Origin of the sequence: Companilactobacillus miaonis, from assembly GCF_036913615.1 — a bacterium.
GTDB lineage: Bacteria > Bacillota > Bacilli > Lactobacillales > Lactobacillaceae > Companilactobacillus.
The window spans coordinates 63,493-82,256 of sequence record NZ_JAYKTX010000010.1; the positions used below are offsets into that span (position 1 = coordinate 63,493).

Annotated in this window: 23 protein-coding genes; 7 read left to right on the forward strand and 16 right to left on the reverse strand. The window is 37.1% G+C overall.

What is annotated here, in order from left to right:
- Positions 1-10: 10 nt before the first annotated feature.
- From U8521_RS09560 to U8521_RS09580, 5 genes are all read right to left on the reverse strand, one after another.
- Positions 11-520: a DUF2798 domain-containing protein gene (locus tag U8521_RS09560; RefSeq protein WP_334352563.1), complete on the reverse strand. Its 510-nt coding sequence runs from the start codon at positions 518-520 to the stop codon at positions 11-13.
- Positions 521-987: 467 nt separating this feature from the next.
- Positions 988-1,185 (reverse strand): antitoxin of toxin-antitoxin stability system, encoded by a 198-nt coding sequence (locus tag U8521_RS09565; RefSeq protein WP_334352564.1) that lies wholly within the window; start codon positions 1,183-1,185, stop codon positions 988-990.
- Between the two features lie 191 nt (positions 1,186-1,376).
- Positions 1,377-1,610, reverse strand: coding sequence for a cytochrome b5 domain-containing protein (locus tag U8521_RS09570; RefSeq protein ID WP_334333429.1), 234 nt, complete (start codon positions 1,608-1,610; stop codon positions 1,377-1,379).
- Between the two features lie 74 nt (positions 1,611-1,684).
- Complete coding sequence (locus tag U8521_RS09575) at positions 1,685-2,353, reverse strand: SDR family NAD(P)-dependent oxidoreductase (RefSeq protein ID WP_334352565.1); 669 nt, start codon at positions 2,351-2,353, stop codon at positions 1,685-1,687.
- Positions 2,354-2,424: 71 nt separating this feature from the next.
- Positions 2,425-3,264, reverse strand: a complete 840-nt coding sequence (locus U8521_RS09580) for an alpha/beta fold hydrolase (protein ID WP_334352566.1) — start codon at positions 3,262-3,264, stop codon at positions 2,425-2,427.
- A gap of 121 nt (positions 3,265-3,385) precedes the next feature.
- Between U8521_RS09580 and U8521_RS09585 the strand changes: the two genes are divergently transcribed.
- Positions 3,386-4,222, forward strand: coding sequence for a LysR family transcriptional regulator (locus tag U8521_RS09585; RefSeq protein WP_334352567.1), 837 nt, complete (start codon positions 3,386-3,388; stop codon positions 4,220-4,222).
- A 94-nt stretch (positions 4,223-4,316) separates the two neighbouring features.
- On the forward strand, positions 4,317-4,709 hold the full coding sequence (locus U8521_RS09590; protein ID WP_334333433.1) for a tautomerase family protein: 393 nt from the start codon (positions 4,317-4,319) through the stop codon (positions 4,707-4,709).
- 318 nt (positions 4,710-5,027) lie between these two features.
- Here the strand turns inward: U8521_RS09590 and U8521_RS09595 are convergent, their stop codons facing one another.
- Positions 5,028-5,885, reverse strand: a complete 858-nt coding sequence (locus U8521_RS09595; RefSeq protein WP_334352568.1) for an aldo/keto reductase — start codon at positions 5,883-5,885, stop codon at positions 5,028-5,030.
- 111 nt (positions 5,886-5,996) lie between these two features.
- On the opposite strand from U8521_RS09595, the gene U8521_RS09600 reads away from it, so the two are divergent.
- Positions 5,997-6,875, forward strand: coding sequence for a LysR family transcriptional regulator (locus U8521_RS09600; protein ID WP_334333435.1), 879 nt, complete (start codon positions 5,997-5,999; stop codon positions 6,873-6,875).
- 113 nt (positions 6,876-6,988) lie between these two features.
- On the opposite strand, the gene U8521_RS09605 is transcribed toward U8521_RS09600, so the two are convergent.
- From U8521_RS09605 to U8521_RS09640, 8 genes are all read right to left on the reverse strand, one after another.
- Positions 6,989-7,876, reverse strand: a complete 888-nt coding sequence (locus tag U8521_RS09605) for an alpha/beta hydrolase (RefSeq protein WP_334352569.1) — start codon at positions 7,874-7,876, stop codon at positions 6,989-6,991.
- Entirely contained in the window at positions 7,854-8,357 is a 504-nt protein-coding gene (locus U8521_RS09610; RefSeq protein WP_334333437.1) for a cyclophilin-like fold protein, read from the reverse strand. Before U8521_RS09610 ends, U8521_RS09605 begins: the two co-directional genes overlap by 23 nt.
- A 172-nt stretch (positions 8,358-8,529) precedes the next feature.
- Positions 8,530-9,396, reverse strand: coding sequence for an aldo/keto reductase (locus U8521_RS09615; RefSeq protein ID WP_334333438.1), 867 nt, complete (start codon positions 9,394-9,396; stop codon positions 8,530-8,532).
- Between the two features lie 98 nt (positions 9,397-9,494).
- A complete protein-coding gene (locus U8521_RS09620; protein WP_334352570.1) occupies positions 9,495-10,829 on the reverse strand; it encodes a hypothetical protein in 1,335 nt (444 codons plus the stop codon).
- Positions 10,830-11,048: 219 nt separating this feature from the next.
- The gene (locus U8521_RS09625; RefSeq protein WP_334352571.1) at positions 11,049-11,705 is read right to left on the reverse strand and encodes a GNAT family N-acetyltransferase; all 657 of its coding nucleotides are present in this window, start codon (positions 11,703-11,705) and stop codon (positions 11,049-11,051) included.
- A gap of 205 nt (positions 11,706-11,910) precedes the next feature.
- A complete protein-coding gene (locus tag U8521_RS09630; RefSeq protein ID WP_334352572.1) occupies positions 11,911-12,777 on the reverse strand; it encodes an aldo/keto reductase in 867 nt (288 codons plus the stop codon).
- Between the two features lie 40 nt (positions 12,778-12,817).
- Positions 12,818-13,558 (reverse strand): SDR family oxidoreductase, encoded by a 741-nt coding sequence (locus U8521_RS09635; protein WP_334352573.1) that lies wholly within the window; start codon positions 13,556-13,558, stop codon positions 12,818-12,820.
- Between the two features lie 15 nt (positions 13,559-13,573).
- Positions 13,574-14,125, reverse strand: a complete 552-nt coding sequence (locus U8521_RS09640) for a DapH/DapD/GlmU-related protein (protein ID WP_334352574.1) — start codon at positions 14,123-14,125, stop codon at positions 13,574-13,576.
- A gap of 131 nt (positions 14,126-14,256) precedes the next feature.
- Here U8521_RS09640 and U8521_RS09645 point away from each other — a divergent pair, with 131 nt between their 5' ends.
- From U8521_RS09645 to U8521_RS09655, 3 genes are read left to right on the forward strand one after another with little or no spacing between them, the layout of a single operon-like run.
- Positions 14,257-15,132 carry a LysR family transcriptional regulator gene (locus U8521_RS09645; RefSeq protein ID WP_334352575.1) on the forward strand — a complete coding sequence of 292 codons (876 nt, stop codon included), beginning with the start codon at positions 14,257-14,259 and terminating at the stop codon, positions 15,130-15,132.
- 13 nt (positions 15,133-15,145) lie between these two features.
- Positions 15,146-15,376 carry a type II toxin-antitoxin system Phd/YefM family antitoxin gene (locus U8521_RS09650; RefSeq protein ID WP_334352576.1) on the forward strand — a complete coding sequence of 77 codons (231 nt, stop codon included), beginning with the start codon at positions 15,146-15,148 and terminating at the stop codon, positions 15,374-15,376.
- A gap of 31 nt (positions 15,377-15,407) precedes the next feature.
- Positions 15,408-16,058: a nitroreductase gene (locus tag U8521_RS09655; protein ID WP_334352577.1), complete on the forward strand. Its 651-nt coding sequence runs from the start codon at positions 15,408-15,410 to the stop codon at positions 16,056-16,058.
- Positions 16,059-16,102: 44 nt separating this feature from the next.
- On the opposite strand, the gene U8521_RS09660 is transcribed toward U8521_RS09655, so the two are convergent.
- Complete coding sequence (locus tag U8521_RS09660; protein ID WP_442886153.1) at positions 16,103-16,852, reverse strand: alpha/beta hydrolase; 750 nt, start codon at positions 16,850-16,852, stop codon at positions 16,103-16,105.
- A 145-nt stretch (positions 16,853-16,997) separates the two neighbouring features.
- Here U8521_RS09660 and U8521_RS09665 point away from each other — a divergent pair, with 145 nt between their 5' ends.
- Positions 16,998-18,329 (forward strand): dihydrolipoyl dehydrogenase family protein, encoded by a 1,332-nt coding sequence (locus U8521_RS09665; RefSeq protein ID WP_334352579.1) that lies wholly within the window; start codon positions 16,998-17,000, stop codon positions 18,327-18,329.
- A 35-nt stretch (positions 18,330-18,364) separates the two neighbouring features.
- On the opposite strand, the gene U8521_RS09670 is transcribed toward U8521_RS09665, so the two are convergent.
- Positions 18,365-18,649, reverse strand: coding sequence for a hypothetical protein (locus U8521_RS09670; RefSeq protein WP_334352580.1), 285 nt, complete (start codon positions 18,647-18,649; stop codon positions 18,365-18,367).
- Positions 18,650-18,764: the final 115 nt, after the last annotated feature.

The following is an 18,764-nucleotide window of genomic DNA, read 5'->3' on the forward strand; positions in this document are numbered from 1 at the left end:
AATCTTTAAATTAAACTTCTTCTTCAACGATTTCTTCTGCTTCAGCCTTCTTGGCAGCAGCACTTTGCATCTTACCTAAAACTCCACGAGCAATAGGTCCAACGATGATCAATTGCAATGGTAAAGCGACAATCAAGTTAAAAATCCAAGTGTGACCATAAGTAGCTAAGATATGTCCTTGAGCTAACTTTCCTTCAACTGCGATTCCGAAGAATGACATGAATGTAACCATTCCAAGAACCATCATAACTGAAATTGTGATACCGATTAAAACAGTATTTTTCTTCATATAATCATTGATAATGTACTTGAAAGCTAATCCTTTAGCAATTGGTCCCACAATCAACAAATCTAAGATGATTGCAACAATCAAACCTAGTGGATAACCCTTCAAAATTTCTATAACTAGACCATTACTCAAGCCTTGAGCCATGGCAACGTTGTAACCTGTCATTACTAAAACCATCAATCCGGCCATAATGGCTGTGAATACAACTTCTTCTTTTAAATTACGTGGCATATATATTCCCACTCTCCTATTTTTTATCAGCGAATACAAATATACCACGTTAAAAATTTCTTCATAAGTTACAATTTGATTACAAATTCAAAAAATCGCTTGCATTTTCAGATGAAAACGCACTCATCCAATTTGTTTGTAAAAATTAGTAAACTTATCATCCAAATCACTAACTCAACTTGGTATGGAATTGTTTTATAAGAACAATTATCCCAACATGCATCTCGAAAAAGTGAATCAAATCTACTATTTATATAGTAGCTACAATCAAGAAGAATTTAATTATATGGTGCAATATTTAATTAGTCTTGGAAATAACGTCAAAATCAACTATCTTCAAGAACTCCAAAACGCATATTTAACCGAGGTGAAACGGATAATTGCACAATATTGATTTTTTTAAAATAACACTAATAAACTGCAATATTGTCCATCACAATTTATTAGAGCTATTTTTTTAAATGTACTTAATCAAGAATTTCTTTTCCCACTAATGGACCAATGAATGTTTCTTTTTGTGTAAGATTATGAGTTCTGAGAAATTCTTCATTTTCAAAAGGATCAGCGATTTTCTTTAAATAAGTTAATTCACCAAACCGCCCTTGGAAAACATCGTATGCCAAATCTTCGGCCTTTATGCTTTTAGGAACTGAAATTTTTCTCATTTTACCAATCCTCCATGACGAAAAAATCATGCTAATATTTTTATTAACATGATTTTTTTACTTATTAAAACGAGTTACACAAGCCAGACCCAGCCATATAGCTACATTCTCCAAATCACACGCAAAATCAGCGTGAAATTCGTGAAATTAGGCTATCTGTCTGTGTCTAAACGGCTTATTCCACTCTCTATCTATTTTAACTTTCCAACTTCATTTAATTTTGCTAAAACTGAATGTTTATGTGGTGCGTGATTAATTACTTCCGAGAGATCCTGACCGGCGACATTACCGTGGTGTTTACCACCTTGCCAAGGATCAACGTCAGTAACATCATAGATAATCCCATCAATTGCAACATAGGCAGGTCGACCGTCCTTTCCATCAAATTTTTTTAATTCATCTAATGTAAATTGCTTTTCTGGCACATCTATAACCTCACTTTCCTTCTGGTTTCACTGTTATTATGACATGTTACTGCACAAAGTTACATGTAATCTGCTCACTCAAATTCTGACTGAGAAACGTGTTCTGGATAGAAAGCTTCAGTTTTATCACGTTCTTTTAACAAGTCCCAATATATTGGCGCAATTTTTTCCGGTGCCATCAAATCTGACGAACCAATGATACCTTGAATTGTGACTAGACCAACAAAAATATCATCTGGAGCAACGTCTTCATGCAAAGTATAAGCGTAACTTCTCAAGGCTGCTTTAGTTAAAGACAACGTTGAAGCCTTGTCAGAAGGTCGAATTGCCGCTCCACCACCAGTGAAGATAATCGAACGCGGTAAATTAGGATTGCTGCTCTCGATAAAAGATTTAGCCGCATTAATAGCACTCAAAACATTAGTTTCAAAAATTTCCTCAATTAAATCCACCGTACTAGATAAAGCGTTGTCTAGATGTTTATTGCCCACATTAAAAACTAAATTATTAATATTTTGATCTTGCTTAACTAAATTCTGCAACATTTTATCTGTACTAGCAAAATCATTAACATCACAAACATAATTAGCAGCTGCAATATGTTCTTTATTCAACAATTTCGTTGCCGCATCCAACTTTTTCTGATCACGAGAAACTAGAATTATTTTTTGATCATGCTTTCCATATACTTTAGCAATTTCTAAACCAACGCCACTATCTGCGCCAATTACTACTGTTGTCATATTATTGCCCCCTCGTTTCGATTATAATTATAAAACAAAAAAACGACATCATTACAATGTCATTTTTTTATTTATGCCCATCTGTTCAAAATCAATTGAGCAATCTCTTGATAATGTGTTTCCAAAACAAAATGTCCACCATCTAACAAATGAACTTCCGCATTTTTATCATCTTGGGCGAAGGCTTGGGCACCTTGATAAACAAAGCTAGGATCATTTTTACCCCAAGCAGCGATAATTTCCGGTTGGTAATCACGAACGTATTTCTGATACTTAGGATAATTAGCTACGTTATTTTGATAATCGAAGATTAAGTCCGACTGTCTTTCCCCATAATCTGGTGATTCAGTATAGTGAATGTCTAGCGTATAGCCATCTGGAGAGACACTACCTATTTTTTCGCCACCAGTGTATTGACCAATAATTGTTTCTGGTTTGAAAGCTGACTTATAGCTATCACGCAATTTTTCGGTCGGATTATTCCAATAAACTTTGCGACCTTCCCACTTTGAACCAAGGCCTTCTTGATAAATATTGCCATTTTGACTGACGATACCAAGAATTCTATCCGGATATTTCACGGCCAAGTTAAAACCAATTGGTGCTCCATAGTCAAAAACGTACATGTAGAATTTATCAATCTTCATTGCATCTAAGAAACCATCAACGTAATTCGTCAAATTGACAAAAGTATAATCAAATTCCGTATGAACTGGTGCATCCGATTGACCAAAGCCGATGAAATCTGGTGCGATGACGTGAAAATTATTTTCTAAGAGTGGCATCAAATTTCTAAACATATGACTGGCTGTCGGAAAACCATGTAATAGTAGAAATGTTGGTTTATTCTTGTCGCTACTTTCACGATAAAAGACGTTCAATCCATTTACTTTAACCATTGAAAATTTCATATTTACTGACCTCGTTTTTGTTTTAATTAACTTACAGGTTCAGTATATGGTCATTTGGATATATAATAAACTATGATAATAAGAATTTTGCTATATCAAAAACAGATATCAGGAGTGAATTATGAATACTAATACTTTAGAGATGTTCATTACAATTGCCCAAACTGGCAGTATCTCTGGTGCTGCCGAAAAACTAGGCTATGCTCAATCCAATATTTCCACCAAACTTCGCCAATTAGAAGCTGACTTAAATACGCAATTATTCTACCGAAACAATCGTGGTATTACGTTAACCGATGCTGGCAAAGAATTCTACACTCGAGCTATCAAGATCATCAGTTTGACTAACGATGCTATCGATCAATTAAAACATCCCGAAAACATTCAAGGAAACCTAAAAATCGGTACTCTTCAGACCGCCGCTTCAACTTTTCTACCGGAAATACTTTCCAAATTTCACCGACAAAATCCCCAAGTTGAATTATCAATTGCTACGGGGACAACACTATTAAGTGCTAAAAGAGTTCTTAATTATGAATTAGACGGTGCTATCATCGGCGGCCGTGTCAGCGAAAATGACCTCACTACTATTCCCTTAATGAACGAACAATTATCCTTGGTCGCTCCTAATACTGATATAGATATAGGCAATGCACCTCTATTAGTATTTCCAGTCGGCTGTGCATACCGTAAAACGCTGGAAAGTTATCTTGATTCTAAGCAAATCATGATTCACCATCCAATCGAGTTTAATTATCTCAACGCTATCGTCGCCAGTGTCAGTGCTGGATTAGGTATCAGCTTACTACCAAAAAAAGTAGTTCAGCCTTACTTAGATCAAGGAACTATTAAGGAAATTCCGTTACCCGAAAACTTTTCGACTTTACCAGTTTCCTTTATTTATCGAAAAGACCACATCATGACCCAATCATTTCAAGAATTTACCAAAATCTTTTAGCTATCTCAAATTCAGATAACAAGTTTCGCAACCTAATATTTCTCAAACGGATAATCAGTTGTTATAGTTAAGAAAAAACAAAGGAGAACACGTTATGCCATTAATGAGAGTCGATATGTTTAGAGGACGTACTAAAGAACAAATCAAAGAAATCTTAGATATCAGTTATCAAGTCGCTTCCAGAGAGTTTCATCTATTACCTAAAGATAGATACCAAATCGTAACCCAACATGATCCCGAAGAAATGATTATTGAGGATGTTGGTTTAGGATTTACTCGAACGAAAGATTTCTTGATGTTTAGTTTAACTTCCAGCCCTAGAAAATTAGCTGACAAAGAAAATTTTTATCGTGAATTAGTTAAAGAACTACATGAAAAAACTGGCATCTCACCAGAAGATATTATGATTAATATCACGCCAAATACTAAAGAAGACTGGAGCTTTGGTAATGGTGAAGCGCAGTTTATCAATGGAAAGTTAAATTAGAATCATCAAAAAGAGTTTGGGACAAAAGTCCTAAACTCTTCTTTATATCTAACGCTTTGTTTCCTTGATAATTAGCAATACAATCACTAAAATCAAGAACACAATTGAAAGATACTCCAAAGCTAACTCCTATAATCAGACCAAGATACGATGTTATTGAAAACAAAATAGAATTAAATTTAAACAATTTTTTATCTCTTTTCTAAAAGATAGAATTGCTAATTAATCTTAAATGAAATTAAAAAAGAAGTTGAAGAATTCACTTTAACTTCTTTTTATCTATATTAATTGGCTAAAAATCTAACTGCTTTCATACTATTACTTCAATTTAGCCAAACTGGAACCAAAGATTTGTTCAATTGTAACTGGATCACGGTGATCAAAGAATTGACTTTCGTTTTTATCCAAACTACTCATAACTTTCATATCGTCAGCGCTCAATTCAAAATCAAAGACATTGATGTTTTCTTTAATTCTATCTTCGTGAACTGACTTAGGAATAACTACGATACCACGTTGCAAGAGCCATCTAAGAATTACTTGACCGTTAGTTTTATTATATTTCTTAGCAATTTCGGCAATCTTTTCATTAGTAAAAATGTCGTGCTTTCCTTCAGCAAATGGAGCCCAAGCTTCGACGCGAATGTCTTCTCGGTTGGCAAAATCTACTTCTGAAGGTTGTTGATACCAAGGATTAACCTCGATTTGGTTAACGACTGGTTTAATATTGGTGGTTAATTCCAAGTTCTTTAGTTGGTCGGCGTAAAAGTTTGAAACTCCGATGGCACGAATCTTGCCTTCCTTTTGGGCTTCTTCCAAAGCTCTCCAAGCACCAATCGTATCGCCGTAAGGTTGGTGTAATAGGTATAAATCAAGGTAATCCAAGCCTAAATTTTTCAAAGAAGTTTCAATTCCTTTTTTAGCACGATCATAAGTGAAGTCTGAGACCCACAATTTTGATGTAATGAATAAATCCTTGCGGTCGACACCACTTTCTTTGATAGCTTCACCAACAGCTGTTTCATTTTGGTATGCGGCTGCCGTATCGATCAAGCGGTATCCGTTGTTGATAGCTGTCAAAACAGCATTTTTACATTGTTCTAAGTCAGTAATTTGGAACACGCCGAATCCTAATTGGGGCATTTCCATTCCATTATTTAATTTAACGTTTTGCATTTTATTACCTCTTCTTTAGATGATAATTACATTTTATAATCGTTGTTATCGTTTGAAAATTACTTGTTTGATATGCTACTATACGTTCAACGTATGCTTCGAGGTGAAAAAATGATAGATAATTACTTATTGGAAGAATTAGTCGCATTCAAGAAATATGGTACTCTAGCTGCCACCGCTCAACACCTATTAGTGACTCAACCAACTGTCACCCGTGGAATGCAGAAATTAGAGGACGAGTTAGGTGTCCAAATTTTTGACCGTCAACCTAATCGCATCACTTTGACTAAAACTGGTGAATTAGCCGCAAAAAAAGCTCAAGAAGTCATTGCCACAAATTTAAATTTCGTGGAAACAATTCAAAAATATGACTACAATCACAAGAAGATCCGCGTTGGGGCTGTCGCTCCAGGACCTTTGATTTTATTGCATCATTTAAAAAAACTTAATTCTGTTAATGAAAAAATTGATATAGATGATAACTTATTAGATTCCCATCACGTATCCAACAACCTTTTGGATCATAATTATTCTTTCATTCTAACCAATCAGGAAATCATGACCGAGAAAATCGAATCCTTTTTTATCGGCACCGAAAGACTCTCCGTCAATCTCAATCAGTTCACTTTACTAGCTAATAAAAAATCCGTCTCTTTTCAAGATCTGAAGGGTTTAAGCTTCATTGTTCTATCAGATATTGGCGTTTGGAAACAAGTCGCTGAAGGAAAAATTCCTGGAGCAAAATTTTTATATCAAGAACAACGAGAGGCCTTTGCGGAGATCACCAAATATTCCGACTTCCCATATTTCACGACGAATATTTCTAAAATTGACGATACTGGTTTTACCGACCATGACCAAATCAACGTTCCGATCAAAGATGATGCTGCTAAGATGGATTTTTATGCAGCTTACTTAAAATCGAATAAAAAGCTCATCACACCAACTCTCAAAAAGATGTCGCAAGCTTGGCAAGAATTTTTAAACTAAAAGAGCGAGACATAATAGGGTCATTCGAGCATCAAAACAAATAACACCGGGTAATCGCTCTTTGGTTCTTTAAGATGCCGTCTTCCGCACAAGCCCTGTGATGAGCTGGAATTCTAATTCACCGATCGAATGAATTTATTCAATTTCTTTATGGCAAGTTTCTGGGCTTTTCCTTCAAATCCATGTCCAGCTTCTTTTAGTATAACCATCTCAGCATTGGAAAAATTATCTGCTACCTGGCCAACATACTTGATTGGAACTATTTCATCCTCGTCTCCGTGCACAATCAAGACTGGCCCATTGTACTTCGTAGCCGCTTGCGTGACATCTGTTTTTAGTAAATCTCGATAATAATTTCTACCAACTGTAAAACCCATTAAATCAGTCGTGGCTGGTATTTGGTTCGAAGTCGAGTATTGTTTGCGTGCATCGTGGCTCATGGAAAAAGCGGGATACATTAATGCTAAGCCTTTGATATCTTCCGGATTTTGAGAAGCCATCATTGCTGAAACGACCCCACCTTGACTGCCACCAACTAACAATACTTGGTGTTTTTTAACGTCGGTTCGTTTTTGCGGCGCTACTTTTACGGCTTTGAGATCACTCACTTCTGTTGCTAAGGACATTTGAGTCTGCTTTAAACCAGTACTTTGTTCGTTAGAACTACCTCCTGGAAAATCGAAAGCATACACTAAATATCCATAATTGGCTAAATCACGCGCATAAGCCCCTAATTCCTGATAATCTCCACCCAAACCATGTGACACGATGGCGATTGGCATCTTTTTAGGATGATTTTTTGCAGTGTAAATGTGCCCGTAGATGTTTTCATGGCCATTTTTGACATGCCAAACTGAATCATTAATTGCACCATTTGAAGTATTAGTAGTTTTTCCCGCTGAAGGACCATTTTGGTGTCTGGTACAACTAGTAACTATAAAAGCAAATATGAAAATAGTTAAAAACAATACAATTTTCTTAATCTTTTGAAATTTTGACATTAACATTATTCCCCATATTCTTAACGACGTCGTGATAATTATCGGAATCGAATGCACCTATAATATGAATTCCTTCGTAGTAGTCTTCCGTGCCATAGTAAAAAACGATTCTTTGTTGTGGTGACCAATAACCAATGGCACCTTTTGTCCCCTCGTGTCCACTTGGCATTCCCTTAGTAGTCAGAGAATGGTTCAAATCAGCTACTTTTTCAGGCATGTCCATGAAATCACGAAAACTCAAGGTCGTTGGCAATTCTTTGGCAAAAGCTTTTGCAGCACTAGAATTGTTTAAGTGAGCTTTCAATTCAGTTCCATTGATATTGATGTTAATTTTGGTTGTTTCATTTTTTTCCGAAGTTGTCACTTCACTGACTTGTTCGTGATTATGACTAGTAGTTGTCTTAGCTTGTTGATGTTGTCCACAGCCAGCTAATAAAAATAGAATCCCTGTAAACAAAATTAGTTTGAAAAATCTTTTCATTAATATTCACCCAATTTCTGAAATTAGGTCTATCTTAATGGCAAAATCATCTTATGTAAAATACTCATAATCTATCATCAACTATTACTTTTTTCTATGGATAAAAATAGACCAAGGTAACCGTACTTTGATTACCTTGATCTATTAATCTTAATGATTGATGTTTCACTCTCTAATCATTAGCATGAACGTCGAAAGCATTCAACAACATATCTTCAACGCCATCTGCATCTGGATCATGCATACCTTTACCATTACGGTCCAAGGCTCTGATTGAATCCATTTCATCAGATGTTAATTCAAAATCAAAGATATCTTTGTTTGATTTGATGCGTGATTCGTGAACTGATTTAGGAAAGACGATGACTCCCTCTTGATGTTCGAAGCGAAGAATAATTTGTCCAACGTCTTTGCCATATTTCTTAGCTAAATCATTCAACAATGGTTCAGCGAACAATTCTTTACTACCTTGACCTAGTGGGCCCCAGGCTTCTAGTGTGACGTGTGCTTGAGCCATAATTTGACGCAATTCTTTTTGTTGGAAATATGGGTCAAATTCAACTTGATTGACACTTGGCATCGTCGCAAACTTAGGAACAAACTTGTTCCAGATCTTAGGTGTCATGTTGGAAACACCGATTGAACGAATTTTGCCAGCCTTTTTAGCCTCCTCCATTGCCTTCCAAGCTTCGTCAACCTTGCCGTATGGTTGGTGGATCAAGTAAAGATCCATGTAGTCCAAACCTAATTTCTTCAGTGAGAGGTCGATAGCTTTTTTAGCATCTTCATAAGCATAATCTTGAAGCCACATTTTAGAAGTTACCCAGATTTGATCACGAGGAATACCGCTGTCCTTGATAGCCTTGCCGACTTCTTGTTCATTAAAGTATGCGACCGCTGTATCGATGTGACGGTAGCCCAGTTTTAAAGCATCGCTAACTGCCTTGTAAGTTGTACCGTCAGCGGGAATTTGGAAAACGCCGAATCCAAATGATGGAATATTCGTGCCATCGTTTAATTTAAATGTTGGAATTGTCATGTAATTACCTCTATCTCTTAATTGATGACTTTAGTATAAAACCATCTGTCGGATAAAAAAATTACTAAAATGGTATGGCAGTATACCCATCACGCATACTATTTTTCTTCAAAAACTGTTAATAACTCATCAGCCTGTTTTTGCGTAATGACCTTTTCACTAACTTTAAATTGTGTCAAGGTTTTGACGATTGTCTTTTCTCTGACCATACTTGCATCAAAGGAATCTGCAATCATTTGCCAAGTTTCTACCGACCAATTCTTTGGTATTTCCAAAGTTCGTGAATAAATCCTAGTTTCAAGTGAAACAACTAGTGCTATAGCATCGATAGCTTTCAAGTGTTTAGGCACTAATTTATATTTGTCCCGATCGAGCCACAATCTGATACCGTCTTTTATTCCATTACGTTCAATTCTGTCGAATTGCTTTCTACTCCAACGATGATTGTTACGTGAACTGATGTGTTCATCCGCAATCTCTTCCATGGATTTTGAAAATAGACTACTGAGCATGTCCACACCTTTGGCATCTAGTTCTTGAAGAAATTTTTCAACCGTTTTTTGATCATTAGGATCAAGTCCACGTCGCTTCATTTCTTGATAAATCAATTTGGCAGGATCAAAATTACCAGGGTCTTTAGCTGCCTCTAACATGGCTTTTTCACCAGCTGCAAAATAGCGCTTATAATTTTCAACTTTTTTAGAATTGACGAAACCCCGCATACTAAGGAAATTCAACATCGCTGTCATTGCCGGAACAACCAATTTATATTCGTCGGCACTAAAGTCCAGTTTTGCGACCAATTGATTTTCCATTACGCCACAGATAGCGGTTTTAGTCCAATTCTTAGGTGTTTTACGATAAACGTTATAAGCAAATTCCGTCATTGCTCTCATCAAGGTCTCAATATAAGCCTCGTCTACACCTTGAGGACGATTCTTCCAAGCCGCACTTTCCTCATAAAAATGTAACCATTCCAAAACGTACTTAGACACACTTTCTGCGACCCAAGGCTGCCATTGTGGTAAATACGGATTTTGATCATCGGGTTCATGTATAAAATTGGTTGCTTCTTTAAGCGAAAATGTTGCTTTCAACATATCAAATATTTTATCTAACTTTGCTACTGAAACTTTGATTTGCTTAGTTTTTGCCAAGAAGTACAAAACTGCCTGTAAAGTTTCAAATGTTAAGTCGAATAAATCTAAGGAATATTGATTCCCATCACCCAATTCTTTAATCATTGCGAGTACGAAAGGAACGATAAAATCTTCATCCCATTTCGTATAGTCACCATTACCTGAATACCCAGCTGTGTCGCCAATACTCTTTATCATATTGCGAGCATTTACTTTGGCCTGATTACTTAAATTCAAGTATTCATCACTCTTCAAAAAATCTGCTGTTATATCTGACAAATGTCTTTTTTTCATTTTTTTTACTCCGTAACGATATGATACCGAAAAATATCAAAAAAAGATGGAATTTTTAACTCAAATTCCATCTTAATTAACTCAATCTTCTCGTTCTAATTTAATCTGCTTAAGATCATTACGGTATTGGGCTTCCATATTTAACCAAAACGCAGCTGGGATACCAAATACTTTGGTCAATTTATTTGCTATTTCAGGTGTAATTTTTTTATCAATATATTACCCCAACTCCACATCTTGGGATTCAATTAATTTCTGGAATTTCAACTGTGAGGCATTACCAACAATTTTCTTTTTATATGGAAATCGTGCGTCAAACCGATCAACTTCCGCCTGGTCAACTGAATAAACTTCATCTTCCACGTATCGACCTGCACAATCATCTAAAGCACCCTCAAACAAAGGCATTATTTGCAAAACTGTCGCAAATTTATCGTTAGCCATCCGAATCTGATAATTTTTAGCCGGTTCAAAACCTTGTCGACTATAATAATTCGGATCTCCATACAAAATAATCGCCGCATAACCTAGATCTTTAGCTAATTTCTTTGAATGTTCAATTAGTCTTCCACCTAGTCCTTGTTGCTGAAATTCTGGGGCGACTGCTAAAGGTCCTAAGCACAACACTTGATGAACTTTTCCGTCATCACCTTGAATAGAATCTTCCAAAAAGGCAGCACAACCGATGATTTGATCATCTAATACTGCAACTGTATCTAGTTTGGTGACGAAATGGGGATGGTTACGGATTTTATGCATCAGGAAATGCTCCACACACCCCGGCTGAAATTCATTCCAAAAAGCATTGCGTAACATTAATTCAGTTTTTTGATAATCTATTTTATTTTCTTGTCTTAATTTAATTTTTTTAGTCATTTTATATTCCTTTTTACATAATTTACCTACAGAATACAAAAAAAGCGCAGTCGACAAACTGCACTTACATCGAAACACCGACGGCATTCGTAAGGCAATTTGGGTACAACAAAGAAAGCTTCTTTGTTCAAATTTTTATCCTTACTTAGACACAATCATCCGGTATTTCTCCTAAAATTTATTACCTTTAAGATAACACGTTAATTTAGATTTTGCCACCAAAGACTGGGTAAGCACTAGCATCGCCGTATTCCATCTGGTCAATTTTGGCTAGAGTTGCCATATCTTCATCGGAAATCACGAAGTCAATATCGGCGTTAGATTTCATGTGGTCAGGATTTGCGGTCTTAGGCAAAACAACCACGTTCAATTGCCAATCGTAACGGATACACAATTGTGGAACTGAAACGTTGTACTTGGCAGCCATCTTCTTGATCAAATCATTGTTCATCGCAGCACCGTGCGCAATTGGTGAGAAGGCTTCAACGACGATTCCGTTATCTTGGGAATACTTGATAAGTTCACTTGGAGTGTCACCAATATGGATTTGAATTTGGTTAACGGCTGGTTTAGTGTCAGAATTCTTGATTAAATTGTCCAAGTCTTCTTTTTGGAAACTTGAAACACCGATAGTCTTCAATTTACCAGCTTTAACAGCATCTTCCATTGCCCGCCAAGTCTCTAAATTACCCTCAAAATGACGGTCATTGCCTTGGTTAACTTCTTTCCAAGGTTGTGGATTGTGGATGATCATCATATCCAAGTAATCCAAGCCCATCTTGTCTAATGTTTCATCGATTGATTTCTTAGCTTCGTCGTAATCCTTAATTTCAGCTGCAACCTTTGAGTTAACAAAAAGTTGGTCACGGGAAATACCGGAATTTCTAACACCCTCACCGACACCACGTTCATTGCCGTAAGCTTGGGCAGTATCGATGTGACGATAACCAATTTTAACTGCATTCTTCACTGCATCAGCCGTCTGATCATCAGGAATCTCCCAAACACCTAGAGCCAACTTAGGAATTTTTAAACCATTATTCATTGTGAATGTTTCATCAAAAATAGACATAAAAGCCCTCCTTTTGTATCGTTTACATTATATATTTAATTTATACTTCTTGTCCCGTAGGACGAATTACCATTTCATTAACAGCCATATTTTTTGGCGTATCGATCACAAAGGCCACCGCTTGAGCGATTTCATCGGGATTCAAAGCCATCATTTCCGAACCAGGTTGTTTCATGGCATCTTTCAAACCATTTCTAACTTCATCGTTATTGATGGAATCGAATAATTCCGTTTTGACTGAACCCGGAGCAATGATAGTCGTCTTGATATTGTTTTGATGTTCCTCTTGACGAAGACCTTCCATAATTGCTCGAACAGCGTACTTAGTACCTGAATAAGCTGCATAGCCGGGTAAAACTTCATAACCTAAAACTGATGAAGTAGAAATCACATGGCCGCTTTGTTGTTTCTTCATAACTGGTAAAGCTGCAGCGATTCCATTCAAAACACCTTTAACATTGATGTTAAGCATATTCTCCCATTCATCATGAGCTAATTGGTCCAAATTATTAACAGGCATGATTCCAGCATTATTGAATAAGACATCAACCCGACCAAATTTTTCAACTGTCTTGTCGATCACATTTTGGACTTCATCCTTTTTAGTCACATCGGCTTCAACCGCAAAAATATTTTCGGGATAATCTTTTTGAATTTCTTCCAAACGACTCATTCGGCGAGCCGCAATCGTGACTTTCTTACCTTGACTAGCTAATAATTTAGCTGTCGCAGCTCCAATACCACTAGAAGCTCCCATAATAACTACTACTTTTTCTGACATTTATATTTCCTCTTATTATTTCTCTTTATTATTTTCTTTAATCATTCGAATAATTCGTGCTGGTACCCCACCGACAATCGTATTAGCAGGAACATTCTTCGTGACCACAGCACCGGCTGCTACCACGGCATTTTCACCAATCACAACTCCCGGAGTTACTGTGACATTGGCACCTAACCAAACATTATCGTGAATATAAACTGGCTTCAAATCCAAATGACGTCGTTGACTCGGTTCAATGCGATGGTTAACTGAAGCAATCGTGACTTTAGGTCCAATCAAGACATTATCACCTAAGTAAATTCCGCCTAAATCAGTAAACATCACGCCACCATTGATAAAATTATTTTTACCAAAATGCAGATTACGTCCAAAATCAGTATAAAAAGGTAAACGGATTTCCGTCGACGGATCAATCGTCTCATTGGTAATTTGACTGACTACTTTTCGAACCTCATCTCCGTCATGGGCACCTGTATTCAATTCTTGAACTAGTTTCAAATTGACGGGGATAATTTTTTCAATCTGTTCATAAGCCTGACTGTCTAAATTTAATTTCTTTTCCAACTGAAAACCTCATTTCCTAACTCATTATTCTAATTTGTCGATTGATTTTATTATACGGACGAATTATTATAATGTTAAATACTTATTAATAATGGTTAGTTATAACTTTTAAACATAGTTGAGGTGTAAAAATGGACATTCGTGTTTTAAGGTATTTCATCATCATCGCTCAAGAATTGAACATTTCCAAGGCTGCCCGACTTTTGCACGTTTCGCAACCGGCACTGTCACGTCAAATCGCCGAACTAGAAACGACCTTAGGCACAAAACTGTTCATTCGCGGCAAACGACAACTTCAGTTGACTCCTGATGGCTACTACTTATTAGAACGAGCCAAGGAAATCGTCGGACTGGTCAATAAGACGACCTACACTCTCCAAAAACAAGACTTGATCAGTGGTACTTTAGACATCGGTGCTGGTGAAAGTATCGCCTTACAATGTGTGATGAAAACGATCAAAGAGATCATGCATAAATATCCCGAAATCCATATCAACTTCCGCAGCGGTGATTCCGAAAATATCTTATCGGAACTAGATAGCGGCATTTTGGAGTTTGGTATCATCATGGGTGATCGCCCACTCGACAACTACCACCGACTAATTTTGCCTGAAAGAAATCGTTGGGGTGTCATTATGAGAAAAGACGAGCCGCTCGCAAAAAAAGACTTCATTCAACCTAGCGACTTATTGGGACGTTCGTTGTTGTTATCTCGTCAAGTCCGCCGAAAGCAGCTCTTCCAAGACTGGAGTCAGGATTTGTGGGACCAGCTCAACTTCGTCGGAACTTACAATCTGATTTTTAACGCCGCTCTCCTCGTCCAAACCGGTGCCTGCATGGCCTTGACGTACGAAGGGTTGACCGATATGACGAACAACGATGTTACCTTCATCCCTCTGCAACCAGAATTGACCGACCCAAATACTTTGATTTGGAGTAAGAATCGCCAAATGCCTGAAACGGCTAAACTATTTTTACAAACGCTCAAAGAGAATCTGGATAAATAGAGGAGAAATATTTATGAAGAAAATTTATTCACCCTCAGATGCTCAAAAAAATCTATTCAAAATAATGAAAGAAGTAAATTCAGAAAAAAAGCCAATTACAATCTCATCCACTAGTGATAAAACCAATGATGTTGTTGTAATCGAAAAAAGTAATTGGGACGCTATCCAAGAAAGACTTTTATCAAAAGATATCAGCAAAGATGATACAACCGAAGATTTCTGGAAAACATGGAACGAAATCTAAAATACATTGAAAAAATTAATTAGGAGAAAAAATGGAATTCAAAGAAGCTGTCAATAACCGTCACTCAGTTAGAGAATTCAGTGACCAAACAATCGATCATCAAACTATCAAAGAAATAATCGCTCTAGCGCAAAAATCACCGTCATGGGTCAACTCCCAACCGTGGAAAGTCTATGTCGCCACTGGCAAAACTCTTCAAAACATCAAAGATGCTTACGTTAAAAAAGATGCTGAAAAAGGTTATCCCGATTTTCCGGTCATGCACCGAGATGACTGGAGTGTAGAAGCCCAAAAGAACATGCAACAGTGGCGTCACGAAATTGTCCACCACTTCGAAAATTTTGACGAAGCTCACGAAAAAATGAGCAGTGCTAGCACCCACCTGTACAATTCACCGGCCATTGTTTTCGTGACTATTCCGAAGAACTCATCCTTATGGTCAGTTTTCGACGCCGGAGCTTTTTGTCAAACGTTAATGTTAGCCGCTAAAGATAAAGGACTGGATTCCATCCCAACTTACACCAGTGTCAGATTTCCTGATGTCATCAGACAAAATATGGATATCCCTGATAATGAAACTTTAGTAATTGGCTTATCATTAGGCTATGCGAAGGACGCAACAATCAATACTTTCCGTTCGAAACGTGAAGATGTTGATGATATTACGAAGTTTAAAGACTAAAAAAAAGATTGACTCAACTGTTTAAGCAGTTGAAGCAATCTTTTTTAATTTAGAAAGAAATCAGTTGTAATATCCAAAGCTTCTTTTCGTGAGTTACCAATTGAAAAACCGTGATCAGCATCATCCAACAAATGCAATTGATCATTTTGATAAACATCGTCGTAACGAGTTGAGGCAATTTTATCTACGACCGTATCTTTGAGCCCGTGAATCAAACAAACCGGACCAGTATAAGTCTTAGCCACTTCATAGATTGGCAAAGTCTGAGCAGTTCTCAAATAGAAACCACCTAAAGTTAAACCCTTTTTGATTGGCAACTCATCAGGAATATTTTGTGGATCATAAGTATATCCTTGGGTATCACCTTTCAAGGCATCATCTTTTAGTGTTGCGGCCGGAGCTAACAAAGCTAATTTATCAACTTTATCGTGATAATAGCCAGCAATCATACTAGCAACAACTCCACCTTGTGAATGTCCTAAAAGATACAAATTTCTGACACCAGAAATGCTGCGAGCATAGTCCAAAATAGCTTTGCCATCACCGATTTCATTTAAAACCGTCATATCTTTAAACGCTCCGTCACTTTGACCATGACCATTGAAGTCAAAACGTAACGTTGCCAAGCCTTCAGATTCAAATCGCAAAGCTAGTTGATACAACAATTGATCAGGATTCATTCCTCGATCCGACGTAAAACCGTGCATCAAAACTACTAAATCAAATTCTTTTTTATCCGGTTTAACTAAAGTCCCACGCAAAGTTAGACCGTCTCTTTTTATTTGAACATCCATCAAATCTCTCCTCATCTTTTTGATTATTCTAATCCTTTATTGTCGATTTCGACAACAGTTATATAAAAACGCCATATCAAATAAATTGTCATGATATACGAAATGGTTTACATTTGGTATATAGAATAATTATTGGAGGGATTTTATGTCTAAATTTGATTATGATGTATTGTACATTGGTGCTGGACACGCAACTTTTGACGGTGGCGCACCTTTGGCTGAAACTGGCGTTAAAGTTGGCGTTATTGAAAGTGGTCTGGTCGGTGGAACTTGTCCAAACCGTGGTTGTAATGCAAAAATTGCCATTGATGAACCCGTCAAAATGACCCGTGAAGCAGAGCGTTTGAATGGTATTTTAAAAGGTGATTTAACAATTGACTGGACTAAAAATATCGAACACAAACAAGAAATCATCGACGTATTACCCGACAATTTAACCGCCCGTTTGACCGATGCAGGCGCTGATGTGATTCACGGACACGCTCAATTCAAGGATGAACACACTGTAGTGGTTGATGGCAAAAGAGAAATCACTGCTGAAAAAATCGTCATTGCAACCGGATTACGTCCCCATCGCTTAGATATTCCAGGAACTGAGCTAGCTCATGATAGTGAAGACTTTCTGAATCTCAAAAACTTACCTAAGAGAATCACTATTATTGGATCTGGCTATATTGGGATGGAATTTGCAACGATTGCCAACGCCTCAGGTGCTGATGTGACTGTGATGTTGCATACCGACAAAGTCCTCAGAAACTTTTACCAGCCTTACGTTCAAAAAGTTGTCGATGGCCTCAAAAGTCGTGGCGTGACATTTATTGAAAATTCTAATGTACAAAAATTTGCTCAAAAGGATAATGAACTAGAAATCACTTATGGCAATAACCAAAGCCTGACAACCGATTGGATTCTCGATGCGACCGGCCGGATTCCTAATCTGGACAACCTCGGCTTAGATAAAGTTGGAGTTAAGTACGATAAAACCGGTGTCTTTGTGAATGAGTACTTACAAACTAACGTTGAGAATATTTACGCTGCCGGCGATGTTGTTTCTAACGACCTACCAAAAGTTACTCCCGCCGCCTACTTCGAATCAAAATATTTGATGAAACTTTTCTCCAAACAAACGAGTGACCCAATCAAATATCCAGTTATCCCTTCAGTCGTTTTCACTTCACCAAGAATTGCCCAAGCCGGAATTTCTGTTGAAGCAGGACAAGCTAAGGGTTACGAAATCAGTACCAACGACCTAGCTAACTACTGGTACTATCAAGTTGATAAGGAACCAATCGCCGAAAGTAAACAGATTCACGACAAAGACGGTCACTTAGTAGGTGTCACTGAAATCAGCGATCAAGCCCAAGACGCTGTCAACGCACTACTTCCAGCTATCGAATTTAAATTCGACCGTGAACAAGTTAGCCGTCTAATCGGAATCTTCCCATCAATCGGATACGCAGCTTGGCATCGAGCATAAAAAAGTGGAGCAGGAAAATTCCTGTTCCACTTTTTTCATGCATCCATCAATGATACCAAGTGTTCCTTCATATAATCGGCACCACCGTAGCCACTATATACAAAGATAAAGGTCATCTGATGGCATTTGAATTGCATTTTGTTCCAACCCTTATACTTACCATCAAAAATATCCGTAATTTCTGAAGTAGGTATTTGGTATAAAGGTTTCTGATCACCTTTAATATGCGTGATTACTAACTTACTATTAACGAAAGAAAAATTGAAATAACCTTGTGATACTTTATTTTGACTGTCAAAAATTTTAATATACGCAAACATTTCTTCCACGTTCCTTTCTGAATCCACCTATAAGATAGACCCTCGAACGCGTTTTATAGCAAGCACTTTTTTACAAAAAAATAGGCCAAGGTAATTGTTTTCTAATTGCCTTGGC

Bases quoted from the DNA above. Each gene is read 5' to 3' on its own strand.
- U8521_RS09575 (WP_334352565.1), bottom strand. From the start codon at position 2,353: ATGACAACAGTAGTAATTGGCGCAGATAGTGGCGTTGGTTTAGAAATT.
- U8521_RS09645 (WP_334352575.1), top strand. From the start codon at position 14,257: ATGGACATTCGTGTTTTAAGGTATTTCATCATCATCGCTCAAGAATTG.
- U8521_RS09655 (WP_334352577.1), top strand. From the start codon at position 15,408: ATGGAATTCAAAGAAGCTGTCAATAACCGTCACTCAGTTAGAGAATTC.
- U8521_RS09620 (WP_334352570.1), bottom strand. From the start codon at position 10,829: ATGAAAAAAAGACATTTGTCAGATATAACAGCAGATTTTTTGAAGAGT.
- U8521_RS09625 (WP_334352571.1), bottom strand. From the start codon at position 11,705: ATGACTAAAAAAATTAAATTAAGACAAGAAAATAAAATAGATTATCAA.
- U8521_RS09605 (WP_334352569.1), bottom strand. From the start codon at position 7,876: ATGTCAAAATTTCAAAAGATTAAGAAAATTGTATTGTTTTTAACTATT.
- U8521_RS09565 (WP_334352564.1), bottom strand. From the start codon at position 1,185: ATGAGAAAAATTTCAGTTCCTAAAAGCATAAAGGCCGAAGATTTGGCA.
- U8521_RS09590 (WP_334333433.1), top strand. From the start codon at position 4,317: ATGCCATTAATGAGAGTCGATATGTTTAGAGGACGTACTAAAGAACAA.
- U8521_RS09610 (WP_334333437.1), bottom strand. From the start codon at position 8,357: ATGAAAAGATTTTTCAAACTAATTTTGTTTACAGGGATTCTATTTTTA.
- U8521_RS09615 (WP_334333438.1), bottom strand. From the start codon at position 9,396: ATGACAATTCCAACATTTAAATTAAACGATGGCACGAATATTCCATCA.
- U8521_RS09580 (WP_334352566.1), bottom strand. From the start codon at position 3,264: ATGAAATTTTCAATGGTTAAAGTAAATGGATTGAACGTCTTTTATCGT.
- U8521_RS09650 (WP_334352576.1), top strand. From the start codon at position 15,146: ATGAAGAAAATTTATTCACCCTCAGATGCTCAAAAAAATCTATTCAAA.
- U8521_RS09585 (WP_334352567.1), top strand. From the start codon at position 3,386: ATGAATACTAATACTTTAGAGATGTTCATTACAATTGCCCAAACTGGC.
- U8521_RS09660 (WP_442886153.1), bottom strand. From the start codon at position 16,852: ATGGATGTTCAAATAAAAAGAGACGGTCTAACTTTGCGTGGGACTTTA.
- U8521_RS09595 (WP_334352568.1), bottom strand. From the start codon at position 5,885: ATGCAAAACGTTAAATTAAATAATGGAATGGAAATGCCCCAATTAGGA.
- U8521_RS09635 (WP_334352573.1), bottom strand. From the start codon at position 13,558: ATGTCAGAAAAAGTAGTAGTTATTATGGGAGCTTCTAGTGGTATTGGA.
- U8521_RS09560 (WP_334352563.1), bottom strand. From the start codon at position 520: ATGCCACGTAATTTAAAAGAAGAAGTTGTATTCACAGCCATTATGGCC.
- U8521_RS09670 (WP_334352580.1), bottom strand. From the start codon at position 18,649: ATGTTTGCGTATATTAAAATTTTTGACAGTCAAAATAAAGTATCACAA.
- U8521_RS09630 (WP_334352572.1), bottom strand. From the start codon at position 12,777: ATGTCTATTTTTGATGAAACATTCACAATGAATAATGGTTTAAAAATT.
- U8521_RS09665 (WP_334352579.1), top strand. From the start codon at position 16,998: ATGTCTAAATTTGATTATGATGTATTGTACATTGGTGCTGGACACGCA.
- U8521_RS09600 (WP_334333435.1), top strand. From the start codon at position 5,997: ATGATAGATAATTACTTATTGGAAGAATTAGTCGCATTCAAGAAATAT.